Origin of the sequence: Roseomonas aeriglobus (assembly GCA_016937575.1) — a bacterium.
Taxonomy (GTDB): domain Bacteria; phylum Pseudomonadota; class Alphaproteobacteria; order Sphingomonadales; family Sphingomonadaceae; genus Sphingomonas; species Sphingomonas aerigloba.
In genome coordinates, this window is the sequence record JAFHKN010000007.1 from 24,491 (window position 1) to 44,504 (window position 20,014).

A 20,014-nucleotide genomic window follows, 5' to 3' on the forward strand; every position below is an offset into this window, starting at 1 on the left:
TCCGGACCCGTATCGACAGTGCGGGGGAGGACCTGATGCGGGCCTGCCGGCATCACGCGCGCCCACGCGCCGCCAAAGCAAAAGTGGCGCCCCACTTTTGCGGTATTGCGCCTTTCCTTCGCGGGCGGTTTGGGACCACGATCTGTCGTGGCTGCGAAGCACGAACCCGCGTCCCTGATACCGGATATGTCGTGGATGGTACGAAGCTTGCCATCCGCGCTTCCCGGAACGACATCCGGTCCTTCGGACGAGCCCATGCGCAGACCGTCAGAAGGCCGAGTTTGTCGTGGCTGCCGCGTGAGGGGAGGAGGACACGATGCCCGGTGAGAATGACGAAGACCAGGATGGTCTGGCCGAGTTGCGGAAGCGTCTGGCGGAGATGCCGACAGTCGCGGGCGATTTCGAGGCGCTGGCACGGCTGATGATCGATCAGCTCGTGCCGCACAAAATCGATCGCCGCTTGTGGGAGGATGTCGCCGCCGGCGCCAACGTCGCCTTGCCGGCGAGCGACCAGTTCGGTCCGGTCGCCGACCGGCTGAAACCGCCACCGCGGACAGGTGCGCCCAAGGGGAACGACTATGGCCGGGTCCATGCCAAGGGCACGATGGAGCCGTCGCGGTTCCTGAAGCGGCAGAGCGACTTCATCGCCGGCCGCGCAGGGCGGATCGCCCGGATCGATCGCCAGATCACCGAGCTGGAGCGCCAGCGTGCCGATGAAGAGGCGCGTCTGGCAGAAGCGGAACATGGTGAACGGCTCTATGCGGTCACGCTATTGCTGACCGCGATGCGGCGCGCGATCGCGCCGGTCTTCGCGATGGGTCCGGCCTGGACGCTGTTGCGCGCGATTGCCGAAAACGTCGGCGACGAAGCCAAGACAGGCGATCGCGAGCGCGATACCCAGAGCATCCTGAAGGTGCTGTTCAAGCTGCGCGACGATGCCGGGTTTCGTCGCCAGCTGAAGCGGGCCGTCCGCGATGTGTGCCTTACCCACGAAGCGGCGGCGGACCGGCAGGTCGCGGACCGCGAGTGGGACGGCCCCTATGATATCGACCACATCCTGTCGGAGCTGGTTTGGCCGGCACCGTCACGGGACGAAGCAAAGTCGCCCGATCCGGACGACGACGACTTCAGGCCGTGGTGACGACGACGCGCTAACGCTTGCGCGCCTTCGCCACTGCGGCGGCAGAAGCGGCGCGCGTACGCTTCGGTGCGGCTCGGGCATCGATGATCGCCGCAATCGCCTTGATATCGCTCGGGTCGAGTGCCGCGAAATCCCCACGATCGATCTGGTGATCGCTGAACAGCAGATCGGCGAACCCGGCGGCTTCTGCATACATGCCGGTCGCCTGACGGACGTCGCGTTCCGCCTGCACGATGGCCTCGGTGCGGCGATAATCCGCCAGCTCCTGCTCGGCGAAGGCAAGCTGCGTGCGCTTGACCAGCACCTGCTCGACCAGCGGTGCGAGTTCCGCCCGCAGATCGGCGACCAGCTTTTCGAGCGTACGGATGCGGTCGCCGTTATAGGTGCTCTTGAGCGTCAGTCCGCCCAGATGCCGGCGGCATTGCTCGATCAAGCGATTGACGCGCAGGAGCACGACCGTGTCGAGAACATCGTCGCGCCGGGCGACATAGTCGGCCACGGCCTGTTCGAGCACAGCAGCGAGAGCGGTGATCTCCGAGTCCATCTCAGATCCCCGTCCCCGACGAACCGGCCGCCCGCAGCGGATAGCGCAGAGCATGATACAGTTCGACGATCTCAGCTTTCGCCAAGCTAGGAATTCCTGCGACGTCAGCTGCAACGGTGCGGAAGTCGATCTGCGCCATGAAGTGTTCGACATCGCCGCGAATGAAATAATTGGACGAATCGCTTGCAGTGAAGTCGTGATGCAAGCGCCCGGCTAGAGCGCCAACTCTTCGGATCACGAAATCGGCCAAATCCGGCGTCACGAATTCGAAATCAGGATGCCACGTGATGTCGGGACGCACCGGCCGGGGGTAGGAGCGCCATTCCCAGACCTGAAAAAGCGCTGGCACGTTGAACGGTTTCCCCCGGAACAGGAAGGCGTCGTGCGGCACCGGTTCCTCGCGGATCAGGTGAAAGTAGCGGTGCAGGCGGTTTTCGATCGATGCCTTGCGAAACGATCGCGGCAGGATGAATGCGATGACACGCGCTTGGGCGGCGGCATGCTCGAAGAAGCGAACCGCCATGCTGGCGTTCCGACCAAAGGGCGGATTGCCGATGATTGCGACGGGACGGTCGCTGTCGATGCGCACGGTCAGAAAGTCCGCCGTCTGGATGCCCGGATATTTCGGTTCGACATCATAGCTGACGCTGCCGACAGGCATCACCTTGAGGAAAGACCCGGTTCCGCCACTGGGTTCGACGAGCAGGAATACGGCGGGATCGAAGTGCTCGCGGAAGATCGCATAGAAATATGCGGCCACATCCGGGTGAGTGTAATATTGGTCGAGGCGTTCGTCTGATGCGCGGTTATCGTTAATCGCCGCTCCGGCGCATTCTTTCTTCTTCATCACGTATCTCCCCCATTTTGACTTCAAAATGTGAGATTGGGATAAAGTAGCGATAGCCGTCGCAAGGCAGATATGACAAAAATGTCATATGCCAATCGAAAAAAAGACTAAAATTTGTTGCACTTCGGCAAGTCGCTCAGTTCCCGAAGTCTGCAAGGCCGTCCGATCCGCGCGCGACGCACGGGGACTGACGCAGGCACAACTGGCAGATCGCACCGGCCTTGCGTCGCGAACCATAGCGCGCATCGAGGCGGGCTTCGTTCCCAAGGATCTGACGCTGGCCAAGCTCGAAACAGCGCTTGACGTTCCCCTCAGGCAACCTCCCGCTGCACCGACACGCACCCATGGCGCGGCACTACGCGAACTCCGCCTTCAACATCGCTGGACCGTGGCCGAATGCGCGGAAAAGACGGGATTAACCGTTTCCCGCATCAGACGGTTGGAAAAAGGAAATTACGTTCCAAGAGGTGGCTGGGATGCTTTTTTTGACGACGACAGTCTGGCTCTGTACTTCGATTTCAAGGATGAACAGGCACTCTACGCCTCTGTAAACCTATGGCTCGATGGCAACTAATTTGCCACTACCCTGCCAACGCGATTAGCTGCGCCAGCCCACTCGTTCCCGTTTTCGCAATCATCGCGGCGCGGTGGTCCTCGATCGTTTTCAGCGACAGCCCCAATCGGTCGGCGACCACCTTATTCGGGTGCCCCTAGACCAGCAGATCGAACACTTAGCGTCGCGCGGGGTAAGGGTGGCAGGGCGGCGGCGATGGCGCGGCGGGTGCGGCTCCAGGCGGAGCCTTCAACCGCGGCGAGCAGACAGGCTTCGTCAATCGTCTTTTCGAGATAGTCGAGCCCGCCGTAGCGGAGCACCGAATCCACCGCATTCGCGTCGTCGGCCAAGCGGTTATGAAGATGATCGCGACTGCGGGACCGAGCGCGCCGAGGCGGTCGACGAAGGCGTCGATGTCGCCCATCATCACGTCGGTGACGATGCACTGCACCATGCCGGCCTTGTACACATCAATGAGCACTGCAGAGTTAAGGAAGGGCTCAGCCGCGAAGCCTTGCCGCCGGAGCAGCCGCGCAACGCTCGCGCCCAGGTCGCGGTCGTCGTCGACCATGAAGACGGATGGGCGTCGGTCATTCCGAGCCCTCCCATCAGGGGCAGAACAATTTCAGCGCAGCCACAGTCATACGTGTCGACATGTCGGGAAAGCGTACCACCAATGGCGCAATGCGGTGGCGATCGACAAGCGTCAGGAAGCGTACCCAAGCGATGCGCCCGCTATCTGTTTGATACTCGTCAGGATAGCGCGGTGTTGCTCAGACGACGCACGCGCCGTTGCGGCGACGAGCAGATTGAGAGAGCAGGGGGCCTACGCTACCGCCTGTAGCGGCGCTGCAACCGCACGTTGCCGCGGGCGCAGCCGGACGGTCGTCGTCACCGACTTGCGCCGACGGCCGATCGTGTCGGTGTGCTCGCCACTCACGGTTTCGAGCAGGTCGACGTCGTATTCGGGCAGGCGGTTCTCGCTCTCGATGGCCTTTACCAGCTGCTTCAGCCGCTTCACCGGTCCCATCGACCCGATCTTGCGGTGAAGATCCCCCAGCGTGATCTCAATCGGCCCGTTTTCGCAGTAGCAATGAGCGATCTCGTACATCCGCCGCTCGATCGCGCTCAGCCGGAAATAATCGTGGTGATAATGGTAGATGCGCTGATCGCGCTTGATCGCGCGGTAGAGCCAGTTGCACGGGCGCACGCGGACGTAGCGGAGCAGCTCGTCACCGTTCGCCATCTTCTCATATTCAACCTGGGCTTCCGACAGCCACGAAAACCATCCGCGATCGATCTTCGAGCCGGTTTCGATATTGGTCTTGATCTGCGTGCCCTGGAGTCGTTCGAGCGCCTCGGCGAACCGCCGATAATCACGGGTCGACGGACGCTGGACACCGGTGATGCGGAAGAAATCGTGCGCGGCAAACGTCACTTCCGCGTCAGCATCCTGCCCCTCGGCGATCGCTTGGGCGACCAAGGATGCGACGTAGAGCAGGATTTCCTTGTCCCACATCGTCGCGACACCCGTCGCGCTCGGCCGGATCTGGATCGTCACGCCATCATGGTGATATTCGATTGGTTCGAGATGCGCGTTCTTCGACAGCGAGAAGAACGGAAAGTCCATGATGCTACGTTCGCCACGGACCTTGCCGTGCAGCGGGCTGTCCATGTCGAACAGCGAAATGCGCCGGGACTGGGCAGGGGACTTCGCCATCATCGCTCCACTATCAACCTTCGCTATCATAGCAGGTCTGGCCGGCTTGGCATCCGTATCGCCACATAGGGTAACTGAAAGCACGAGGATCGACCGGTTTTGTAAAAATCAGCGCCGCTTCCCTTCCCGGTGGCATCGACGCTGGACGGCAGGTTCGTGCTTTCAGTTACCCTATCTCCGCTCACAGCAACCGGCCCGATCCGCCACCCCGGGCCAACCGCAATGCGGCCGCCGCGATCTGGCCGATGGCACGCGGTTCCGCACCAGCAGCAAGCGAGCGCATGCCCTCGGTCCTGCCATTCTCCTTCAGGCCGTGGAACGTCCGACCGAGGTTGAGCAAGCCGGCAGCAGCGTGCTTGTTCATGCCTCGCAGATAGGCGCCGGGGCGATCGACGTCGCCGCGCAGATGCTTGTGCGCCGTCGCCAGCACCGAAGCGGCCGCCCCCTTCTGCCCCATCAGCCGGCAGGCTTCCTGCCAGACATTCCGCTGGATCGAGGTCTGATCGACGATCCGCTCGGCCGTAGCGATGAGCGTGCCCCAGGTCGGTCGCTCGATATCGGACAGGATGAACTCGGGCGTCACCGCGGCGACGAAGTCCGGATCGACGCCGTAGCGTGCCAGATCAGCTTCGACCTCGGTCTGAGGTTCCTCGTCCCGGACGTCGTATCCGGCCCCACTACTCTTTTTCGGAAAGCAGCTACTGTAATCTGCTTTAGCAGTTATGGGTTGGTTTGTAGTTGTAAAGAGGGTGTCCTCAGAGTCGTCCGAGGGTGACCTTTTCCTCTCACATTGTTGCCCATTACAGGCCTCCAACGCATCGGCGACCGTGCGTCCCAGCGTCTCGGCCCGCTCCTCGATTTGCTCCACGCAGGCGCCCAGCAGCTCCTCGTCCCGGACCATCCGCATCTGCCGGGTCGCCATCTGCGCGATCTCGACGACGGTTTCCGCGTCGATCCCGCTGATGTGCTCGTCTTCGACCAGCTGGGCGAGGCTGCGGATGCGCCGCCGCGCCGCCGTCAGCCGCTTGCGCAGGACGTCGATCCGACCGTCAGCGGCGCTGCCCTCGCTCGCCGTTCGGACAAACTCCTCGTAGCGCGCGCCGAGCGGGCTGAGATCGATGCCGTAGGCATAGATCAGCCGCCCGTCCTTGCCGCGCGCGCCGATCCGGTTTCCGTTGGCGCTGTCGCGGTGGGTGATAAGCCCATACCGTGTCGCGCTGGTCAGCATCTTCTGTAGCTGCCGCACACCGATGCCGAGCTTGCCGGCGAGCGTCTCATTCGACGGGAAGACGATCGGCCGCTGCCCCTCCAGCCAATCGACCGCGCGGGACCAGCTCATCAGCGTGTCGATCGCATGGACGAGGCGCGGGGGGATGCCCAGATACGGCGCCGCGCGTTTGAACATGGTGAGGACCTGACGATGCGTCACGTCCTGCGGCAAGCCGGCAAAGCCGCGGGCAAGCTGATCGGTCGCAGCCGATCGTTCGTCGAGCCGGCGGTGGCCGGCCCCCGGTGCATAGGCGTAAGTCATCATTCGGCAAAATCCCCCTGGGGATTCCGTGCGGACGCAAACATCCGTGGCGCGAAACGCGGCGCTTTGCTTGCTGCGTGACTGGATTTCGGCTAGAGGATCGTTGCTACACGGCCTCTATCGAGAGTCCTGAAAAGCCCGGCCTGGTGTCGGGCTTTTCCTTTATGCACGGCATCCCCTGTTCATGGTTTCCCACAGCCGGTCGGCAGCGAGGCGGCCTCCACCGGGCCTGTCCCGGTTTAAGCGGCGCCGGCAGCGTAGGCGGCGGATGCGCCCAGAGTCGCGCTTCGTGACACGTGCTTTCCGTTACCGTGTGCGGGAAATCCTCGTGCTTTCAGTTTCCCTGTGGTCGTTTGAAGGCCATCGGTGCCCGACGTCGGACATAGGGTAACCGAAAGCACGAGCCGAACGGTGGTGGCGCGCCTCTCGCCATCAAGATCTGGCGAATCTCGTGCTTTCAGTTACCGTATCTTTCCGCGCCGGCAGGCCCCCCGCTAAGCCTTCTAATTTCGATAGTTAGACGTATCGACACGGCTGAACGGCATGTGTCGCAACGATCCAACCGCGACGGCTGCGCCTGCGGTCGCAGTGCGCGATCTCGCTCCGACGCCGGCAAACGACCTGTAAATGCAGAAAGGGGTGCGGTCCCTCTACAGCCGCGCTAGTCTCTTGTTATATGTCGACATGACAACCTGCATACTGATCGACACTTGAAATCACGACTGCCTGACTGATTCAGACAAGTCGTAAGACAGGGATTCCGCGCGCGCGTAGACCGTTGCCATGGACACGCTGCCTCTTGCCCCGATCGAGCTCGTTGCGATCGATGCGGCCCGTAACATCCATCGCCGCTGGTCGCTGGTCGCCGGGCACGACCTGTTCGACGACGTGGTAGTGGAGACCGACTGGGGTCGCATTGGTCAGCGCGGGCAGCATCTGGTGCGCAGATTTGCCGACGAACGGGCGGCGCTGCGTCATATCCGTACGTTGCTTGCGCGCCGGCGGAGTGCCGAACGGCGCCTGGGCGTGGGGTATGTTGCTCGACCATCGGCACGTCCCTGAGGACGGCCCGCGTTGAGAACACGCTGCGTGTTGCAAACAGCCGGTTAGGTGCTGCTCGACCAGGAACGCGCCGAAACACGCAGCGTCCGCGCCGCCGCCCAGCGGGTCGCGGGCCACGAGATCGATCCGAACGCGCTCGACACCCAGGCGCTCGCCGCGATCAGCCTGGGCGCCCCGGTCGAGCCGACCAAGCCCGCGACCCCCGATCCGGCGGCGGCCGCGACCAGCGATGTGGTGAGTCAGATCGTCGAGGCCGTGCAGTCGATGTCACCGAAGTTCTAGGAAGATGACGTGCGCCGTCTTTTCTACGCCGCAGCTGTCGCTGCCTTGCAGGATCTCCGTTGATGGCCAGCGATACCCCCAAACCCGTCCATCTCACGGTGCAGGAAAGTCCGGACGGTGTCGAACTGGTCGTGCCCGGTGCGGCCGACGATGCGCGCTCCGACCTAGAGGTCGACAGCAAGGGCGCCGGCGGAACGACCCGGACGGTGCAATCGGGCACGAACCGCGCAGGCGGGGCAGGGGGCGTGCTGCTGCGCTCGACGATCCGCACCAGCGGCCTCACCCAGTGGACCGCACGGATGTGGGTCCACTCCGCCGGCGGCGAATACAGCGAGACGTGTTCGAGCGGGGGGTGAGGCGCGGACGGATCTTCGTCGTCGAAGACCTCGACTTTCACATCCGACCGCGCGTCTAGGTGTCGACACGAAGACACGTATAGCTGCGGCACATTGCGATTGGCACTCGCACACACAGGTGCTCCACGATCCACGGTGACCGGCTGTGCTCCGACGAAAGCTGGAGCCTTGGCAGTGGCAACCCGTCGCGGTTCACCGCTCCCGCCCCCCGCCGGAGCAACTGCTTCAAACCCGACTGCCCGCCAGATCGTGCTTACCCCTGTTCCGTCCCGACCGCAGTCTCCGGAGCCGAGCGCCGCCGATGCGCCGCCGTCACCCGCTTGACCTGGGCGATACTGCACCCGGCGAGCTCGGCGGTCCGCGCGATGCTCATCCCCGCCTCGCGCAGCGCGATGATCCGACGGTGCTGCGCGACGTCGGCTTTGCGCCCGATATAGCGCCCGGCACTCCGTGCGATTGCGATCCCTTCACGCTGGCGTTCGCGCCGCGTCTCATATTCATCGCGGGCGGTCTGAAGCGCCACGCGCAGCAGCATGTCCTGGACCGCCTGCAAGACGATCCGCGCGACACCGCTACTGTCGGCGACCAAATCGGTCAGGTCGACGATTCCCGCCACTGCAAGCCGCGCGCCCTTCTCCCGGATCGCGGCGACGAGACGTTCGGCCTCGGGCAGCGGCAAGCGGCTGATGCGGTCGATCTTCTCGGCGATCACGACCTCGCCCGCCTGCAGATCGTCGATCATCCGCAACAGCTCGGGCCGATCCGGCCGCGCACCTGACGCCTTCTCGCGGTAGACGGCCGCCACATAGAAACCCGCACATCGCGCATTCGCGACAATCGCTTCCTGGCGGGCGAGGTCCTGCTCGTCGGTACTGACGCGCAGATACACGCGAGCGGCGCGGACCGGAGGCGGGGCAGGGGTGGCGCTTTCGGGTATACCCATCGGAGCCGATGGTAGCGCCGGTGGCTCGGAGTAGCAAGGCGCGATGTTTGTTGGCCTGGCCAAACAGAAAGAGGTAAATTAGCTAGGTGGGCCCGACATAGATTGCTCGCCTCTCGTGGATGAATGCGTCGACCACTGCCAGCGCCCGCAAGCACCGTCTCTCGAGCAGCGATCTGAGACAAAGTCCATCGACCATATCTCCTTGGGTGCCGAGGTCGCAGGTTGGCGCTCGCGGTTCGCCGCCCTAGAGCGGTTTCCGACCGATCTGCACCATCGCGACGAAGCCGATTTTGGTTCGTGGATGGGAGTGAGGAGGGAGCGGGGCTGTGCCCCCGTGACGGACGAGGGACGCCGCCATGGGGCTAAATCGGCCCGCGCCGAAGGGGTTGCGTCAGGAAGGCCGCTGGACGTTGTCGCGACGCTTGCAGGGGCAGATCAGCCCCTGCTTCGCGCCGCTCTTCGCCAGCAGCCTTCCTGACACAATCACGATGATGCAGATCGGTCGGAAACCGCTCTAAATCCGGAAATAGCTATAGCGCCCCCGGGCTGATGCCAGATCGTGGATGCGCAGCTGCAGCTGCAGCTGCAGCGGCTCCTGATTTGGCTTGTGCGCGATGTACCGCACCGACGTGCGGTTGAACCGCCCCGGATTTGTTGGAGGCCATGGTTTGTGATTCACGCTGCCATATCGATGATGTCCGTGGCAGCATAATATCGCTCTTCGGCTTCGGCAGGCGGGATGTTGCCGATGGGCTCCAGCAGCCGGCGATGATTGAACCAGTCGACCCATTCGAGCGTGGCATATTCGACGGCTTCAAAGCTGCGCCACGGTCCACGCCTGTGAAACACCTCGGCCTTGTAGAGACCGTCGATCGTTTCGGCCAAAGCGCTGTCGTAGCTGTCGCCGACGCTGTCGACCGATGGCTCTATCCCGGCTTCGGCGAGGCGCTCGGTGTATTTGATGGACACGTATTGCGACCCGCGGTCGCTTGATGGATGAGGCCGCCCCGATGGGCCGGCCGGCGATCATGGAGAGCCTGCTCCAGGGCATTGAGGACGAAGCTGGCATGCGCCGTTCTGCTCGCCCGCCACCCCACGATCCGCCGGGCGTAAGTGCCTATGACGAAGGCGACGTAGACGAAGCCCGCTTAAGGCTCGCGACGTAGGTGAAATCCGACACCCAGAGCATGTTCGGCGCTGGCGCGTAGAACCTGCGGTTGACGTGATCCAGCGGGCACGGCGCTGCCTTGTCACTCATCGTCGTGCGAACCCGCTTGCCCCGGATCACACCCTGTAGACCCATATCGCGCATCAGCCGCTCGATGGTGCAGCGGGCGACCGGGAAGCCCTCGCGCATCATCTGCCGCCAGACCTTGCGGACGCCGTAGACCGCGAAGTTCTTGGCGAACCCGCGAGCCACTTCGGGCTTGAGAACTTGATCCCGCTGCGCCCGCGCCGACAGGCGCATTGGATTTCGTCGTTGCGCGACATGCTCGAAATACGTCGATGGGGCGATCGACAAGACGCGGCAGATCGGCTCGACCCATAGACATCGCGGTGATCATCGATAAAGGCGAGCATCACCGGAACGGGCGGTCGAGCTCCGCTGGACAAAATACGCGGACGCCTTGCGCAGGATCTCGTTGGCTTGGCGCAACTCACGGACTTCGCGCTCCAACGCCTTCATCTTGTCAGCAACCTCGGTCGGAACGCCAGCGCGCCTGCCGCTGTTCACCTCAGCCTTCTTCACCCACTCATGCAGCGTCTGCGGCACGCACCCGATCTTCTCCGCAATGGAAACCACCGCCGCCCATCGCGATGGGTGATCGCGCTCGTGTCCAGCACCATCCGTACCGCCCGCTCGCGGACCTCAGGCGCAAACTTGTTCGTCGTCTTGCTCATACAGGCTCCACCTTCTCAGGAGTTGGAGCCTCCGATAAACCCGGCACGGTTCACCGCCGTCATCTTCTGGTCGATTATCTGATTTTTACCCTAGCAGAGCATCGGCGCGTTATCCGTCAAATTCTATCATTCAAATTAATTAGATTTCCAAGAAGGCGCCTAAAACCTTGTGGCCTACCTCACCACTTCTTTCAGGATGAAATTGTACGCCGAAGATATTATCTCGATGAATAGCCGCAGTTATCTCTATGCCATCATAGTCCGTTGTAGCAAGAAGTTCATCGCGGTTAGTTGGATTACAGTGATAAGAGTGAACAAAATAAACTGAGTCGCTCTCCGGGGACAATTTAGAAAGCGGCGTATCATTCCACGCCTCGTCTTCGTTGCTGTAGCGAAGACCTGCCCAGCCGATGTGAGGAACGCGGCGGGTCATACCCGTGGGGCCAGATTCCTCGACACGTCGAACTTCACCCGCGACGAAGCCCAACCCGGGGTGATCGCCAAATTCGGTTGATCGTTCCATCAGCACCTGCATGCCGATGCATATGCCCATGAACGGTCGTTCGGTAGCGACGAAATCCCGCAACGCATCCGCAATGCCGCCCGCCTGAAGCGCATCCATTGCGCGCGCGAAAGCGCCGACACCGGGAAGCAACACTCTATCGGCCTTGCGTATCGCGTTCGGATCGCTGGTCAAGACGGTGTCGCCGCCAATCGCGCGCAACGCATTGCAGACGGAAAATACGTTGCCGATCCCGTAATCGACTACTACGGTCCGGCCAGTCATGCGACGAACTCCTGCACCGATTGGCGAGTCGGGATGCTGGCATCCAAACATGCCTGACGATAATCAGACAAAGTCGCGCGATTGTTGTGAAGGTCACGCGCGATCGCGACGGCACTAACGTCCGGATTTCGCAAAACATCGACGACATGACGTCGATCACCGACCCCTCCTGACGCGATTACAGGAATGTCGACTTCACGCGCTACTTCGCTGATCAACGCTACATCCATGCCCCGACCCGTGCCGTCTTGATCAATCGACGTCAAAAGGATTTCACCGGCGCCCAACTTTTGGCCCTCGGCCGCCCAAGCGACGACATCGCGCCCAGAATGGTTGCGGCCGTTCTCGGTCATCGCCTCCCACCCGCCGTTCGGCAGCCTCTTTGCTTCGATCGACAGCACCGTAGCCTGCGAGCCGTAGGTATCGGCAATCGCGGTGATGATGCTAGGGTCGAGCGTCGCCGCGGTGTTGATCGCTACCTTGTCGGCACCGACGGCGAGCATAGCTCGTACAGCTTCTAGCGTCCGGATTCCGCCACCAACGGTAATCGGAATGAAGACCTCCGCAGCGACTTCTCGTACCATGTCGTACAAATTGTTACGGCCGTAAAGGCTGGCCACTACGTCCATGTAGAGCAATTCGTCCGCGCCTTGAAGGTAATATTGCTCGGCCCGCTCTTTTGGGTCCCCCATCTTGCGCCATCCCTCGAGATGGACGCCCTTGATAAGGTGCTTCATCTTCACGTCAAGACGAGCGATCAAACGTCGGTTCATGGCATTGGCTACTCGTGAGGCTTGGGCCTGAAGTTTTAGTTCTGGTCGAAGACGGTATGGCGAAGACGCCAGACACCATCGTCAAACGCCCACAAGTGAGGCGAACGGAACCTGTTGGCGAGTGCATCGAAATACGCGCGATCCATGATTGGATCCTCGAACTGGCTTGCGGCCTCAGGAAACATCGCCGGCGGCAGGCTCAAATATTCGAAGAGTTCCTCGGCAAAACGCTCCGGAAACTCGCCATCGTAGCGGCGGACCAAGGCAACGCCTTCTTCACGTTCGATGTCGCCTGAACGAATTTCCTGAGCCGCATCGTAGCTGGTCCGACCAATGCCAAATTTCACATGGGTCGTATAATAGTGCAGGTCGTCGATCCGATCGTCGATCGAATTATATTTCGAATAGGTGCCAGGCGTCCGCTCGGGCGATGCTTCGAAGCCGCCGTTCTCCACAGCAAAATAGTAGGCGGCCTGCGGGTGCCATTTGAGATAATAGCCTAGATAGTGGACTTCTACACCCTCTTGCTCAAGTTCACGCGGATCGGACGGCATATAGGCAGCAAGGTCAGATTTGCGAACGCCGAAGCGGTCGATCAGGTCGGCGACCGAGACACCGCCCAGATAAGTTTCTTCATCCGATGCCATGGAAAAATAGTCGTAATCGCGCTTGGCGCTTTCGTTATCGGCGATCGGATTGCCATATTCGGCTTCGTTCTCACCGTAGAAGATTAGCGGAATGCCCATCTTCGCGGCGAACCCTGGCGCAAAACCTTTTTGTCCGATGATAAAAGGCTGGAACGGATGGAACAGGTTCTCGACCGCAAGCCGTGTCATCAATCGCTTCACCCGACCGTTGGGGGTCAGGAGGTAATTATCGAACCCGGCGTGGATCCAGCGGTTGAAATTGCGCCAACCCCAGTCGGTGTAAATATGCGGTGCCCAAGTGCAGGTGAGCGGATTCATTCCAAACTCATATTTGAGCATCCAGGACTGGTAGAAGGAATCCTTACCGCCCGAACCCGGGACCAGGCAGTCATAGGATCCGTTGCGTGACCGGTATTTATCGCACAGCGCACTCAGTTCCGCACGGCGACGATCCCAATCGATCACTTCGTGCTTTCGTTCGGCGTTGCGGCACGCATCGCAGACACCCTGATCATCGAAGGCAATGACGGATTTCTTGCTTTCTGTGGTATGCCTGTACTCGACCGCGGAATTCGGTCGCTGGTTCGAGATGACGCATTTCCGGCAGAAAGCGACGTGGGGGGGAAGACCGTACTTGGTTTCGGTCGGCGCCACGTTCGGACCATAACGCCCTAAATCTATCGCTTCCTTCCGCGGGTCCGCGTAGGTCATCTTTGATCTTTCTTTTTGATTGCCTTGCCACGCTAGTGGCCAAGGTGTGCCGGATTGTCAATTTCGGCGCGTACCGCAGCGCCGGACATGGGATGCGATGGCCACATGGATCGATGATTGCGATCCTTGCCCGGGGCTGATGGATAGGAAAAACGCGGTTCCGCTCGATGGCGAAATGACCTAAGCTACCATTGATGCGTCGTTTTCCCAATCTGCCTGACAAATATCGCCCAGATCCTTCTTTCACGATGTTGGCAATCTTCCTTTGCATCCTTTGGGTGGCGGGAGGAGCATCCCGTGCTGATGTGATGGGGCAGGCCATCGTTCGGTTCGGCGGATGGACCGTCATCGCGTTGACAGTCGTAAGAGGGGACAGGCCATCATTTTCGGACGTCCAACCGGTTGGATATCTGCTGCTCGCAATAATTAGTCTTCCGTTGGTGCAACTGCTGCCGCTTCCACCGGCATTGTGGGAGCATTTGCCCGGACGCGACCTGTTCACGACAATCGACCCGATCCTCGGCCAGGCGCAGCCATGGCGGCCGTGGTCGATCGTACCTGGCAACACGCTCAACGCCCTGTTCTCACTGATCGTACCAGTCGCCGTTTTGATTTTGATGGTACAGATGTCCGAGGCGCAAAGATCTTGGATACCCGGCCTGCTTCTGGTGCTGATCGCGGCTTCGACGATCCTGGGTCTGCTGCAATTCTCCGGCGCAGGTTTCGACAACCCATTCGTGAACGATTCGCCTTGGTACGTCGGCGGCATCTTCGCTAACCGCAATCACTTCGCGCTCTGGCTTGCGATCGGATGCGCCATTGCGCCGGTGTGGGCATTTAGAGATCATCGGGCTCGTCGCTGGCGGGCTTTGGTTGCCCTAGGGCTGGTGCTCCTCTTTTCTCTCACTCTTCTCGCCACCGGGTCCCGTGCCGGATTGCTGCTCGGAACCGTCGCCCTCGGCTTCGCGCTGGCGATGTCATGGTCTAGCCTGAAGCAGCAGCTGCGGCATGCTCCACGATGGGCCTTTCCCGCGCTGATCGTGGCCGTCGTCACCTCTGTCGGGTTTCTGGTGACGATCAGCATATCGGCTGATCGTGCCATCTCCATTCAGCGTGTGTTTGCCCTTGATGCCGGACGAGATCTGCGGGCGCGGGCATTACCGCATGTATGGTCGATGGTCCGGGCCTATTTTCCAGCAGGATCGGGAATGGGCAGCTTCGAACCCGTTTTCAGGATGCGAGAACCGTTCGAGCTGTTGAAGCCGACCTATTTCAACCACGCACATGACGATTTCCTCGAACTGCTCTCCGACGGCGGGCTTCTAGCCGGTCTGTTGATGGCGGTGGCAATGGGGTGGTGGGCCGTGGCGACCATCCGTGTCTGGCGGGGCGGGGCCGATGCCCGCCTGGGCCGGCTTGGATCGACGACGATCCTGCTGGTGATAATCGCCAGCGTGTTTGACTATCCGGCCCGCGTGCCGACGATTATGGCGGTCATCACGATTGCGGCGACATGGCTGAGCCAGGCGCAAAGGTCATATCCGCGACCTGCTTTACCCACTGACGCCCAGCAATTATAGGCGCCGAACTTCCCTCATCGGTCGGATACACGCAGAATATGCGCACGATTTGTATATTAATCTTTGCAGCCACCGTCCTCACCGGCTGCGTGGGAAGGCAGCCGCTATCATCCACTGAGCGACTTACCGTCGTTGAGGGAAGCGCCGCGCTCCCCCCTCCAGAGCGTGACGATTTGATTGCCGGAGACCGCCCGTCGTTGATCGGGCCGCTCGATACAATCGAGGTCGATGTGTTCGGTATCCCGGACCTGGGCCGTGAAATGCAGGTAGACGCTAGTGGTCGTATCGCCATGCCGCTCGCCGGCACAGTCGATGCAAGGGGTAAGACATCCGAGGAACTGGCCCGCGCTGTGGAGGCGGCTCTTCGCGCCCGGTTCGTTCGCAACCCGCAGGTCACGATCAACATCAAGAATTCAGTCAGTCAGGTCGTCACGATCGACGGCCAGGTGGTTGAGCCCGGACTGTATCCCGTCACCAACCAGATGACGCTGATGCGCGTGATCGCGTCGGCGAAGGGATTGAGCGAATTCGCCCGCCAAGACGACGTGATCATCCTGCGGACTGTCGGTGGACGCCGCATGGCGGGCCTCTACAACGTCGCCGCGATCCGTCAGGGGGTCTATGACGATCCCGCCATCTACGCGAACGACGTGATAGTTGTCGGGGATTCGCCGCAACGTCGCCTCTTCCGAGATTTGGTCTCGGTATCCCCGCTGCTTGCAGCGCCGCTGATCGCTATTCTCCAGTAAGGCCTGCTTCAATGAACATGGTCATTCCCAACCTGCGCGACGACATACCGAACGGGCGCGCGCCCATGGTCGGACCGGGTGAGCGCCTTCCCCTGGTCAGACAGTATCTACGTATAGTCACTCGGTGGCGGTACGTCATTCTGGGAGCCACGGCGGCCTGCTTGTTGCTGGGGCTGATCGTCACGCTGTTGATGACACCCCAATATACGGCGACATCGCAGATCGAGATTTCCCGCGAAGCCAATCAGGTTACGAACTTTCAGGGCGTGGAACGCGAAACCAGCATCGCCGACCAGGAGTTCTATCAGACGCAGTACGGGCTTCTGCAGTCTCGCTCGCTCGCCGAACGGGTGGCACTGCAATTGCGTTTGATCGATGACCGGGCGTTCTTCGAGCGTTTCGGGGTCGCGGACAGCGAGCCAGATCTAACAATCGCCAATGGTCGCTACCCAATTTCCGGTCGGGCGGGGCGGCAGCGGATCGCTGGCGAAATCCTTTTAAGGCATTTGAAGATCACTCCGATTCGCCTCTCGCGTTTGGTCGAGATCAGTTTCACAAGCCCGGATGCAGTTTTTTCGGCCCGGGTCGCCAATGCGTGGGCAGACAATTTCATTAATATTAATTTGGAGCGAAAGGTTCAGGCTACGTCATACGGTCGGAATCTGCTTCAGCGCGAGCTTGCACAGGCCAAGGAACGCTTGGATGAATCTCAACGGCAGTTGGTCGGCTATGCGACAAACCAAAGGATCATCAACCTGCCGGGGCAGACAAACGCCAACGGCACGACATCGGAACGGTCGATCGTCGCGGATGAACTTGCAACGTTAAGCAACACGCTTTCGCAAGCGACCGCAGACCGGATCCAGGCCGAAGCCCGCTACAGGGAAGCCGGACGTGCGGGGGCGTCCTCCGAAGCCTTGCGCAACCAAGCCATCAATTCGCTGCGTCAGCGCCGTGCAGAGCTCTCGGCAGACTATGAGCGCCTGATGGTGCAGTTCGAACCGGAATACCCCCAGGCGCGCGCGCTCAAGTCTCAGATCGACCAACTCGATCGATCGATTGGTCGTGAAGAGAACCGAGTATCAGGATCGCTGCAGACGGATTATCGCCAAGCCTTGGAACGCGAAGGGGCTCTGCGGGCACGGGTCGAAAACCTAAAGTCCAGTTTCCTGGATCTGCGCCGTCGCAGCATCCAGTACAATATCTATCAGCAGGAAGTGGATACCAACCGTACCTTGTACGATGGCCTGCTACAGCGTTTCAAAGAGATCGGTGTCGCCGGCGGGGTCGGGGTCAACAATATCGCGATCGTGGATCCGGCCGACACGCCCCAGAAACCATCTAGTCCGCGCCTGATTCTCAACTTGGCAATCGCTTTCATTCTGGGGATCGCACTGGGCAGTGCGCTGGCGTTCGTACTGGAGCAGATCGACGAGGCAATCGCGGATCCGGAGGAGGTTGAGCGGCGACTTGGGCTACCGTTGCTGGGGTCGGTTCCGAAGGTCGACGGCGTCACGCCCAAAGAGGCGCTGTTGGATCGGAAGTCGGAACTGGTGGATGCTTATCTCACGATCCAGACCAACCTCGCTTTCGCGACCGAGCATGGCGTGCCGCGGTCGCTGGCGGTCACATCGACACGACCGGCCGAGGGAAAATCGACGACTGCCCTAGCCGTCTCAACCATGCTCGCACGGGCTCACAGGAAGGTCATCTTGGTGGATGGCGATATGCGCTCGCCCTCGATCCATCACTTGGGCGATGTTAATCACGATCATGGCCTGAGCAATTTCCTGGCCGGACAAGATGCAATTTCACCGCTCATTTTCGAAATGCATGACCTCGGCTTCTCAGCGATGTCAGCCGGCCCCATTCCGCCAAATGCAGCGGAATTGCTGACCGGATCACGACTGCCGCTGCTTATTTCGCGACTTCTCGAAACCTATGATCATGTTGTGATCGATTCTCCACCGGTGATGGGCCTAGCGGATGCGCCGCTGATTGCGAGCCGTGTGGAAGGCGTGATCTATGCCATCGAGTCCCATGGGATAAGGTCCAGCCTGGTTAGGACAGCACTCGGTCGCCTTTCCGCCGCTAATGCCCGCATCTTTGGCGGTGTCCTGACTAAATTCGAGTCCCATAAGGCGCATTACGGCTATGGTTACGAATATGGATATGGGTACGGACGCGACACCAAGTCCGGCAATAAGCGTTGATGGTTTGTTATCATCGGTTCGAGGAGCAGTCGCGGCCGTTCCGGAAATGGATAGTGCGAGGATCACTGGCGTTGGCTGTGGTGGCGGTAGGATCTGTCTCGGTCACGCATTCGCTGGCTATGACGTTGAAGGACGAGGCTCCTGAGCGTGCCTATGTGATGGCACCTTGGGATGGTCAGGTGGCGGCGCTCTTCGCCCGCACATTGTTCGGCGTCGATGCGTCTCCCGCTGCCCAGACACGGGCGGGGCAGATCGCACTGGCGGCATTGCGATCGGACCCTACAGTAGTTCCTGCCGTTACGACGTTAGCCATTCGCGCTCAAGTCGAAGGCGATACTGGCAAGACCCGCAGATTGTTCGCCTACGCGCAAAGCTTGTCCCGTCGCGACCTGGTGACCCAGTTGTGGATGATCGAGGACGCCGTCGAACGAGGGGACATCCCCGGCGCGATGAGAAACTATGATATCGCGTTGCGAACGTCGCGGTTCACGCCGCAACTGCTCTATCCGACCCTAACCACCGCGATGGACGATCCGGCAATCCGGCGGGCGCTGGTCGAAACCTTGTCGAGACAGCCGCTCTGGATCACAAGCTTCGTCGAACATGTCGCCAACAACGGGGAGCCGATGACGGCGGCCCAGCTTTTCCAGGATCTGTCTGCCGTGCAGGTGCCGATCCCGCAAGATGCGAGGGCCGACGTAATTGAGGCGCTAATCAGGAAACAACGCTTCTCTGCGGCCTGGAATTATTACCGATCGATCCGCCGCGGTACGGACCCGCGGATGTCGCGGGATCCGGAATTTTCAGCTGCGCTGGAAAGCCCCACTGCTTTTGATTGGCGACCAGTAATCGACAACGCGGGAATTTCGGCCGTGATCCAGCCGGGCGAGCAGAATGGGGTTTTCGATTTCGCGGTTCCGGCAACGATTGGCGGTACGGTCCTCCAGCAGATGCAATTGCTGCCGCCGGGCAGATATGACCTGACGGGGAGGAGCGAAGATCTTGAGCAGCCCGCGGACACTCGGCCATATTGGGCGCTCCAGTGCGACACCGGGCGTGAGTTGGGCCGCATCGATATGCCCAATTCTGCCGAGGACGGTGGCAGATTTGCCGGAAGCTTTACCATTCCGAGCGATTGCAGAGCCCAAAATCTGAAGCTGGTTGTCCGACCATCGAATTCGGTGGCCGGCGTGACCGGAAAGATTCTCAGCGTCCAGCTGCATCCATCGGGATCCACGCGATGAAGACCAACCCATTTATCTGCAAATGCCGTGCACCGGTATCCTGCGCCGCCGTCCTGGCGCTGGCCGTCCCGACCTGGGCTGCAGCGCAGAATCGACAGGCGCAGTTCGATACCGACATCGTCAGTCGGGATGTGCCCCCACGACCCGTTCAGGATGGGCAAACAGCGGAGCTCGGCGCAAACCGGGTCGGCCAGCGACAAAGCGTGACCCAGGCGGCCGAGGAAGCGCGGGTGACGCCAATGGCGCGTCTCAATGGGCGTATCCAGAACCGGGTGCAAGCAAGGATCCGAAACCGCATCGATCGTTACTATGACCCTACGGCGAATGCGACATCACCTTTCGTCATCGCCGGCCAAAAGGTACAGCGTCAACGCTGACCGGCCGGTCGGTGGTTTCGTCACCGCTGCCTTGTATGTTGCTTGAGAACCC

Annotated in this window: 20 protein-coding genes, 1 pseudogene and 1 other annotated feature; of the genes and pseudogenes, 10 read left to right on the forward strand and 11 right to left on the reverse strand. The window is 60.9% G+C overall.

What is annotated here, in order from left to right; all coding sequences use genetic code 11:
• The first annotated feature begins 316 nt into the window (after window positions 1–316).
• Entirely contained in the window at window positions 317–1,141 is an 825-nt protein-coding gene (locus tag JW805_20800) for a hypothetical protein (protein ID MBN2974431.1), read from the forward strand.
• A 10-nt stretch (window positions 1,142–1,151) separates the two neighbouring features.
• Here the strand turns inward: JW805_20800 and JW805_20805 are convergent, their stop codons facing one another.
• Window positions 1,152–1,685: a hypothetical protein gene (locus JW805_20805; protein MBN2974432.1), complete on the reverse strand. Its 534-nt coding sequence runs from the start codon at window positions 1,683–1,685 to the stop codon at window positions 1,152–1,154.
• 1 nt (window position 1,686) lies between these two features.
• The gene (locus tag JW805_20810; protein MBN2974433.1) at window positions 1,687–2,532 is read right to left on the reverse strand and encodes a hypothetical protein; all 846 of its coding nucleotides are present in this window, start codon (window positions 2,530–2,532) and stop codon (window positions 1,687–1,689) included.
• 88 nt (window positions 2,533–2,620) lie between these two features.
• On the opposite strand from JW805_20810, the gene JW805_20815 reads away from it, so the two are divergent.
• Window positions 2,621–3,106, forward strand: a complete 486-nt coding sequence (locus tag JW805_20815) for a transcriptional regulator (GenBank protein ID MBN2974434.1) — start codon at window positions 2,621–2,623, stop codon at window positions 3,104–3,106.
• Window positions 3,107–3,113: 7 nt separating this feature from the next.
• On the opposite strand, the gene JW805_20820 is transcribed toward JW805_20815, so the two are convergent.
• From JW805_20820 to JW805_20835, 4 genes are all read right to left on the reverse strand, one after another.
• Complete coding sequence (locus tag JW805_20820) at window positions 3,114–3,227, reverse strand: hypothetical protein (protein MBN2974435.1); 114 nt, start codon at window positions 3,225–3,227, stop codon at window positions 3,114–3,116.
• Window positions 3,228–3,263: 36 nt separating this feature from the next.
• The gene (locus JW805_20825; protein MBN2974436.1) at window positions 3,264–3,656 is read right to left on the reverse strand and encodes a response regulator; all 393 of its coding nucleotides are present in this window, start codon (window positions 3,654–3,656) and stop codon (window positions 3,264–3,266) included.
• Window positions 3,657–3,911: 255 nt separating this feature from the next.
• On the reverse strand, window positions 3,912–4,805 hold the full coding sequence (locus tag JW805_20830; GenBank protein MBN2974437.1) for a replication initiator protein A: 894 nt from the start codon (window positions 4,803–4,805) through the stop codon (window positions 3,912–3,914).
• A gap of 181 nt (window positions 4,806–4,986) precedes the next feature.
• On the reverse strand, window positions 4,987–6,339 hold the full coding sequence (locus JW805_20835; protein MBN2974438.1) for a hypothetical protein: 1,353 nt from the start codon (window positions 6,337–6,339) through the stop codon (window positions 4,987–4,989).
• A gap of 780 nt (window positions 6,340–7,119) precedes the next feature.
• Here JW805_20835 and JW805_20840 point away from each other — a divergent pair.
• From JW805_20840 to JW805_20850, 3 genes are all read left to right on the forward strand, one after another.
• Window positions 7,120–7,398, forward strand: coding sequence for a WGR domain-containing protein (locus JW805_20840; protein ID MBN2974439.1), 279 nt, complete (start codon window positions 7,120–7,122; stop codon window positions 7,396–7,398).
• Between the two features lie 48 nt (window positions 7,399–7,446).
• On the forward strand, window positions 7,447–7,680 hold the full coding sequence (locus tag JW805_20845; protein ID MBN2974440.1) for a hypothetical protein: 234 nt from the start codon (window positions 7,447–7,449) through the stop codon (window positions 7,678–7,680).
• 62 nt (window positions 7,681–7,742) lie between these two features.
• Window positions 7,743–8,036 carry a hypothetical protein gene (locus JW805_20850; protein ID MBN2974441.1) on the forward strand — a complete coding sequence of 98 codons (294 nt, stop codon included), beginning with the start codon at window positions 7,743–7,745 and terminating at the stop codon, window positions 8,034–8,036.
• Between the two features lie 253 nt (window positions 8,037–8,289).
• Here JW805_20850 and JW805_20855 read toward each other — a convergent pair whose 3' ends face one another.
• From JW805_20855 to JW805_20875, 5 genes and pseudogenes are all read right to left on the reverse strand, one after another.
• Window positions 8,290–8,979 carry a recombinase family protein gene (locus tag JW805_20855; GenBank protein MBN2974442.1) on the reverse strand — a complete coding sequence of 230 codons (690 nt, stop codon included), beginning with the start codon at window positions 8,977–8,979 and terminating at the stop codon, window positions 8,290–8,292.
• Between the two features lie 675 nt (window positions 8,980–9,654).
• Window positions 9,655–10,881, reverse strand: a pseudogene (locus JW805_20860) (IS3 family transposase).
• Window positions 10,487–10,601, reverse strand: a sequence feature (AL1L pseudoknot). (Overlaps the previous pseudogene by 115 nt.)
• Before the next feature lie 139 nt (window positions 10,882–11,020).
• On the reverse strand, window positions 11,021–11,668 hold the full coding sequence (gene hisH, locus JW805_20865; GenBank protein ID MBN2974443.1) for an imidazole glycerol phosphate synthase subunit HisH: 648 nt from the start codon (window positions 11,666–11,668) through the stop codon (window positions 11,021–11,023).
• Window positions 11,665–12,441 (reverse strand): imidazole glycerol phosphate synthase subunit HisF, encoded by a 777-nt coding sequence (gene hisF, locus JW805_20870; GenBank protein MBN2974444.1) that lies wholly within the window; start codon window positions 12,439–12,441, stop codon window positions 11,665–11,667. The genes hisH and hisF overlap by 4 nt, the downstream gene beginning before the upstream one ends.
• 35 nt (window positions 12,442–12,476) lie before the next feature.
• Window positions 12,477–13,799, reverse strand: coding sequence for an N-acetyl sugar amidotransferase (locus tag JW805_20875; GenBank protein MBN2974445.1), 1,323 nt, complete (start codon window positions 13,797–13,799; stop codon window positions 12,477–12,479).
• A 194-nt stretch (window positions 13,800–13,993) separates the two neighbouring features.
• Between JW805_20875 and JW805_20880 the strand changes: the two genes are divergently transcribed.
• From JW805_20880 to JW805_20900, 5 genes are all read left to right on the forward strand, one after another.
• Window positions 13,994–15,379, forward strand: coding sequence for an O-antigen ligase family protein (locus JW805_20880; protein ID MBN2974446.1), 1,386 nt, complete (start codon window positions 13,994–13,996; stop codon window positions 15,377–15,379).
• Between the two features lie 197 nt (window positions 15,380–15,576).
• The gene (locus JW805_20885) at window positions 15,577–16,128 is read left to right on the forward strand and encodes a polysaccharide export protein (protein MBN2974447.1); all 552 of its coding nucleotides are present in this window, start codon (window positions 15,577–15,579) and stop codon (window positions 16,126–16,128) included.
• A gap of 11 nt (window positions 16,129–16,139) precedes the next feature.
• On the forward strand, window positions 16,140–18,341 hold the full coding sequence (locus JW805_20890) for a polysaccharide biosynthesis tyrosine autokinase (GenBank protein ID MBN2974448.1): 2,202 nt from the start codon (window positions 16,140–16,142) through the stop codon (window positions 18,339–18,341).
• A 71-nt stretch (window positions 18,342–18,412) separates the two neighbouring features.
• Complete coding sequence (locus tag JW805_20895; GenBank protein ID MBN2974449.1) at window positions 18,413–19,585, forward strand: hypothetical protein; 1,173 nt, start codon at window positions 18,413–18,415, stop codon at window positions 19,583–19,585.
• On the forward strand, window positions 19,582–19,962 hold the full coding sequence (locus tag JW805_20900) for a hypothetical protein (protein MBN2974450.1): 381 nt from the start codon (window positions 19,582–19,584) through the stop codon (window positions 19,960–19,962). Before JW805_20895 ends, JW805_20900 begins: the two co-directional genes overlap by 4 nt.
• Window positions 19,963–20,014: the final 52 nt, after the last annotated feature.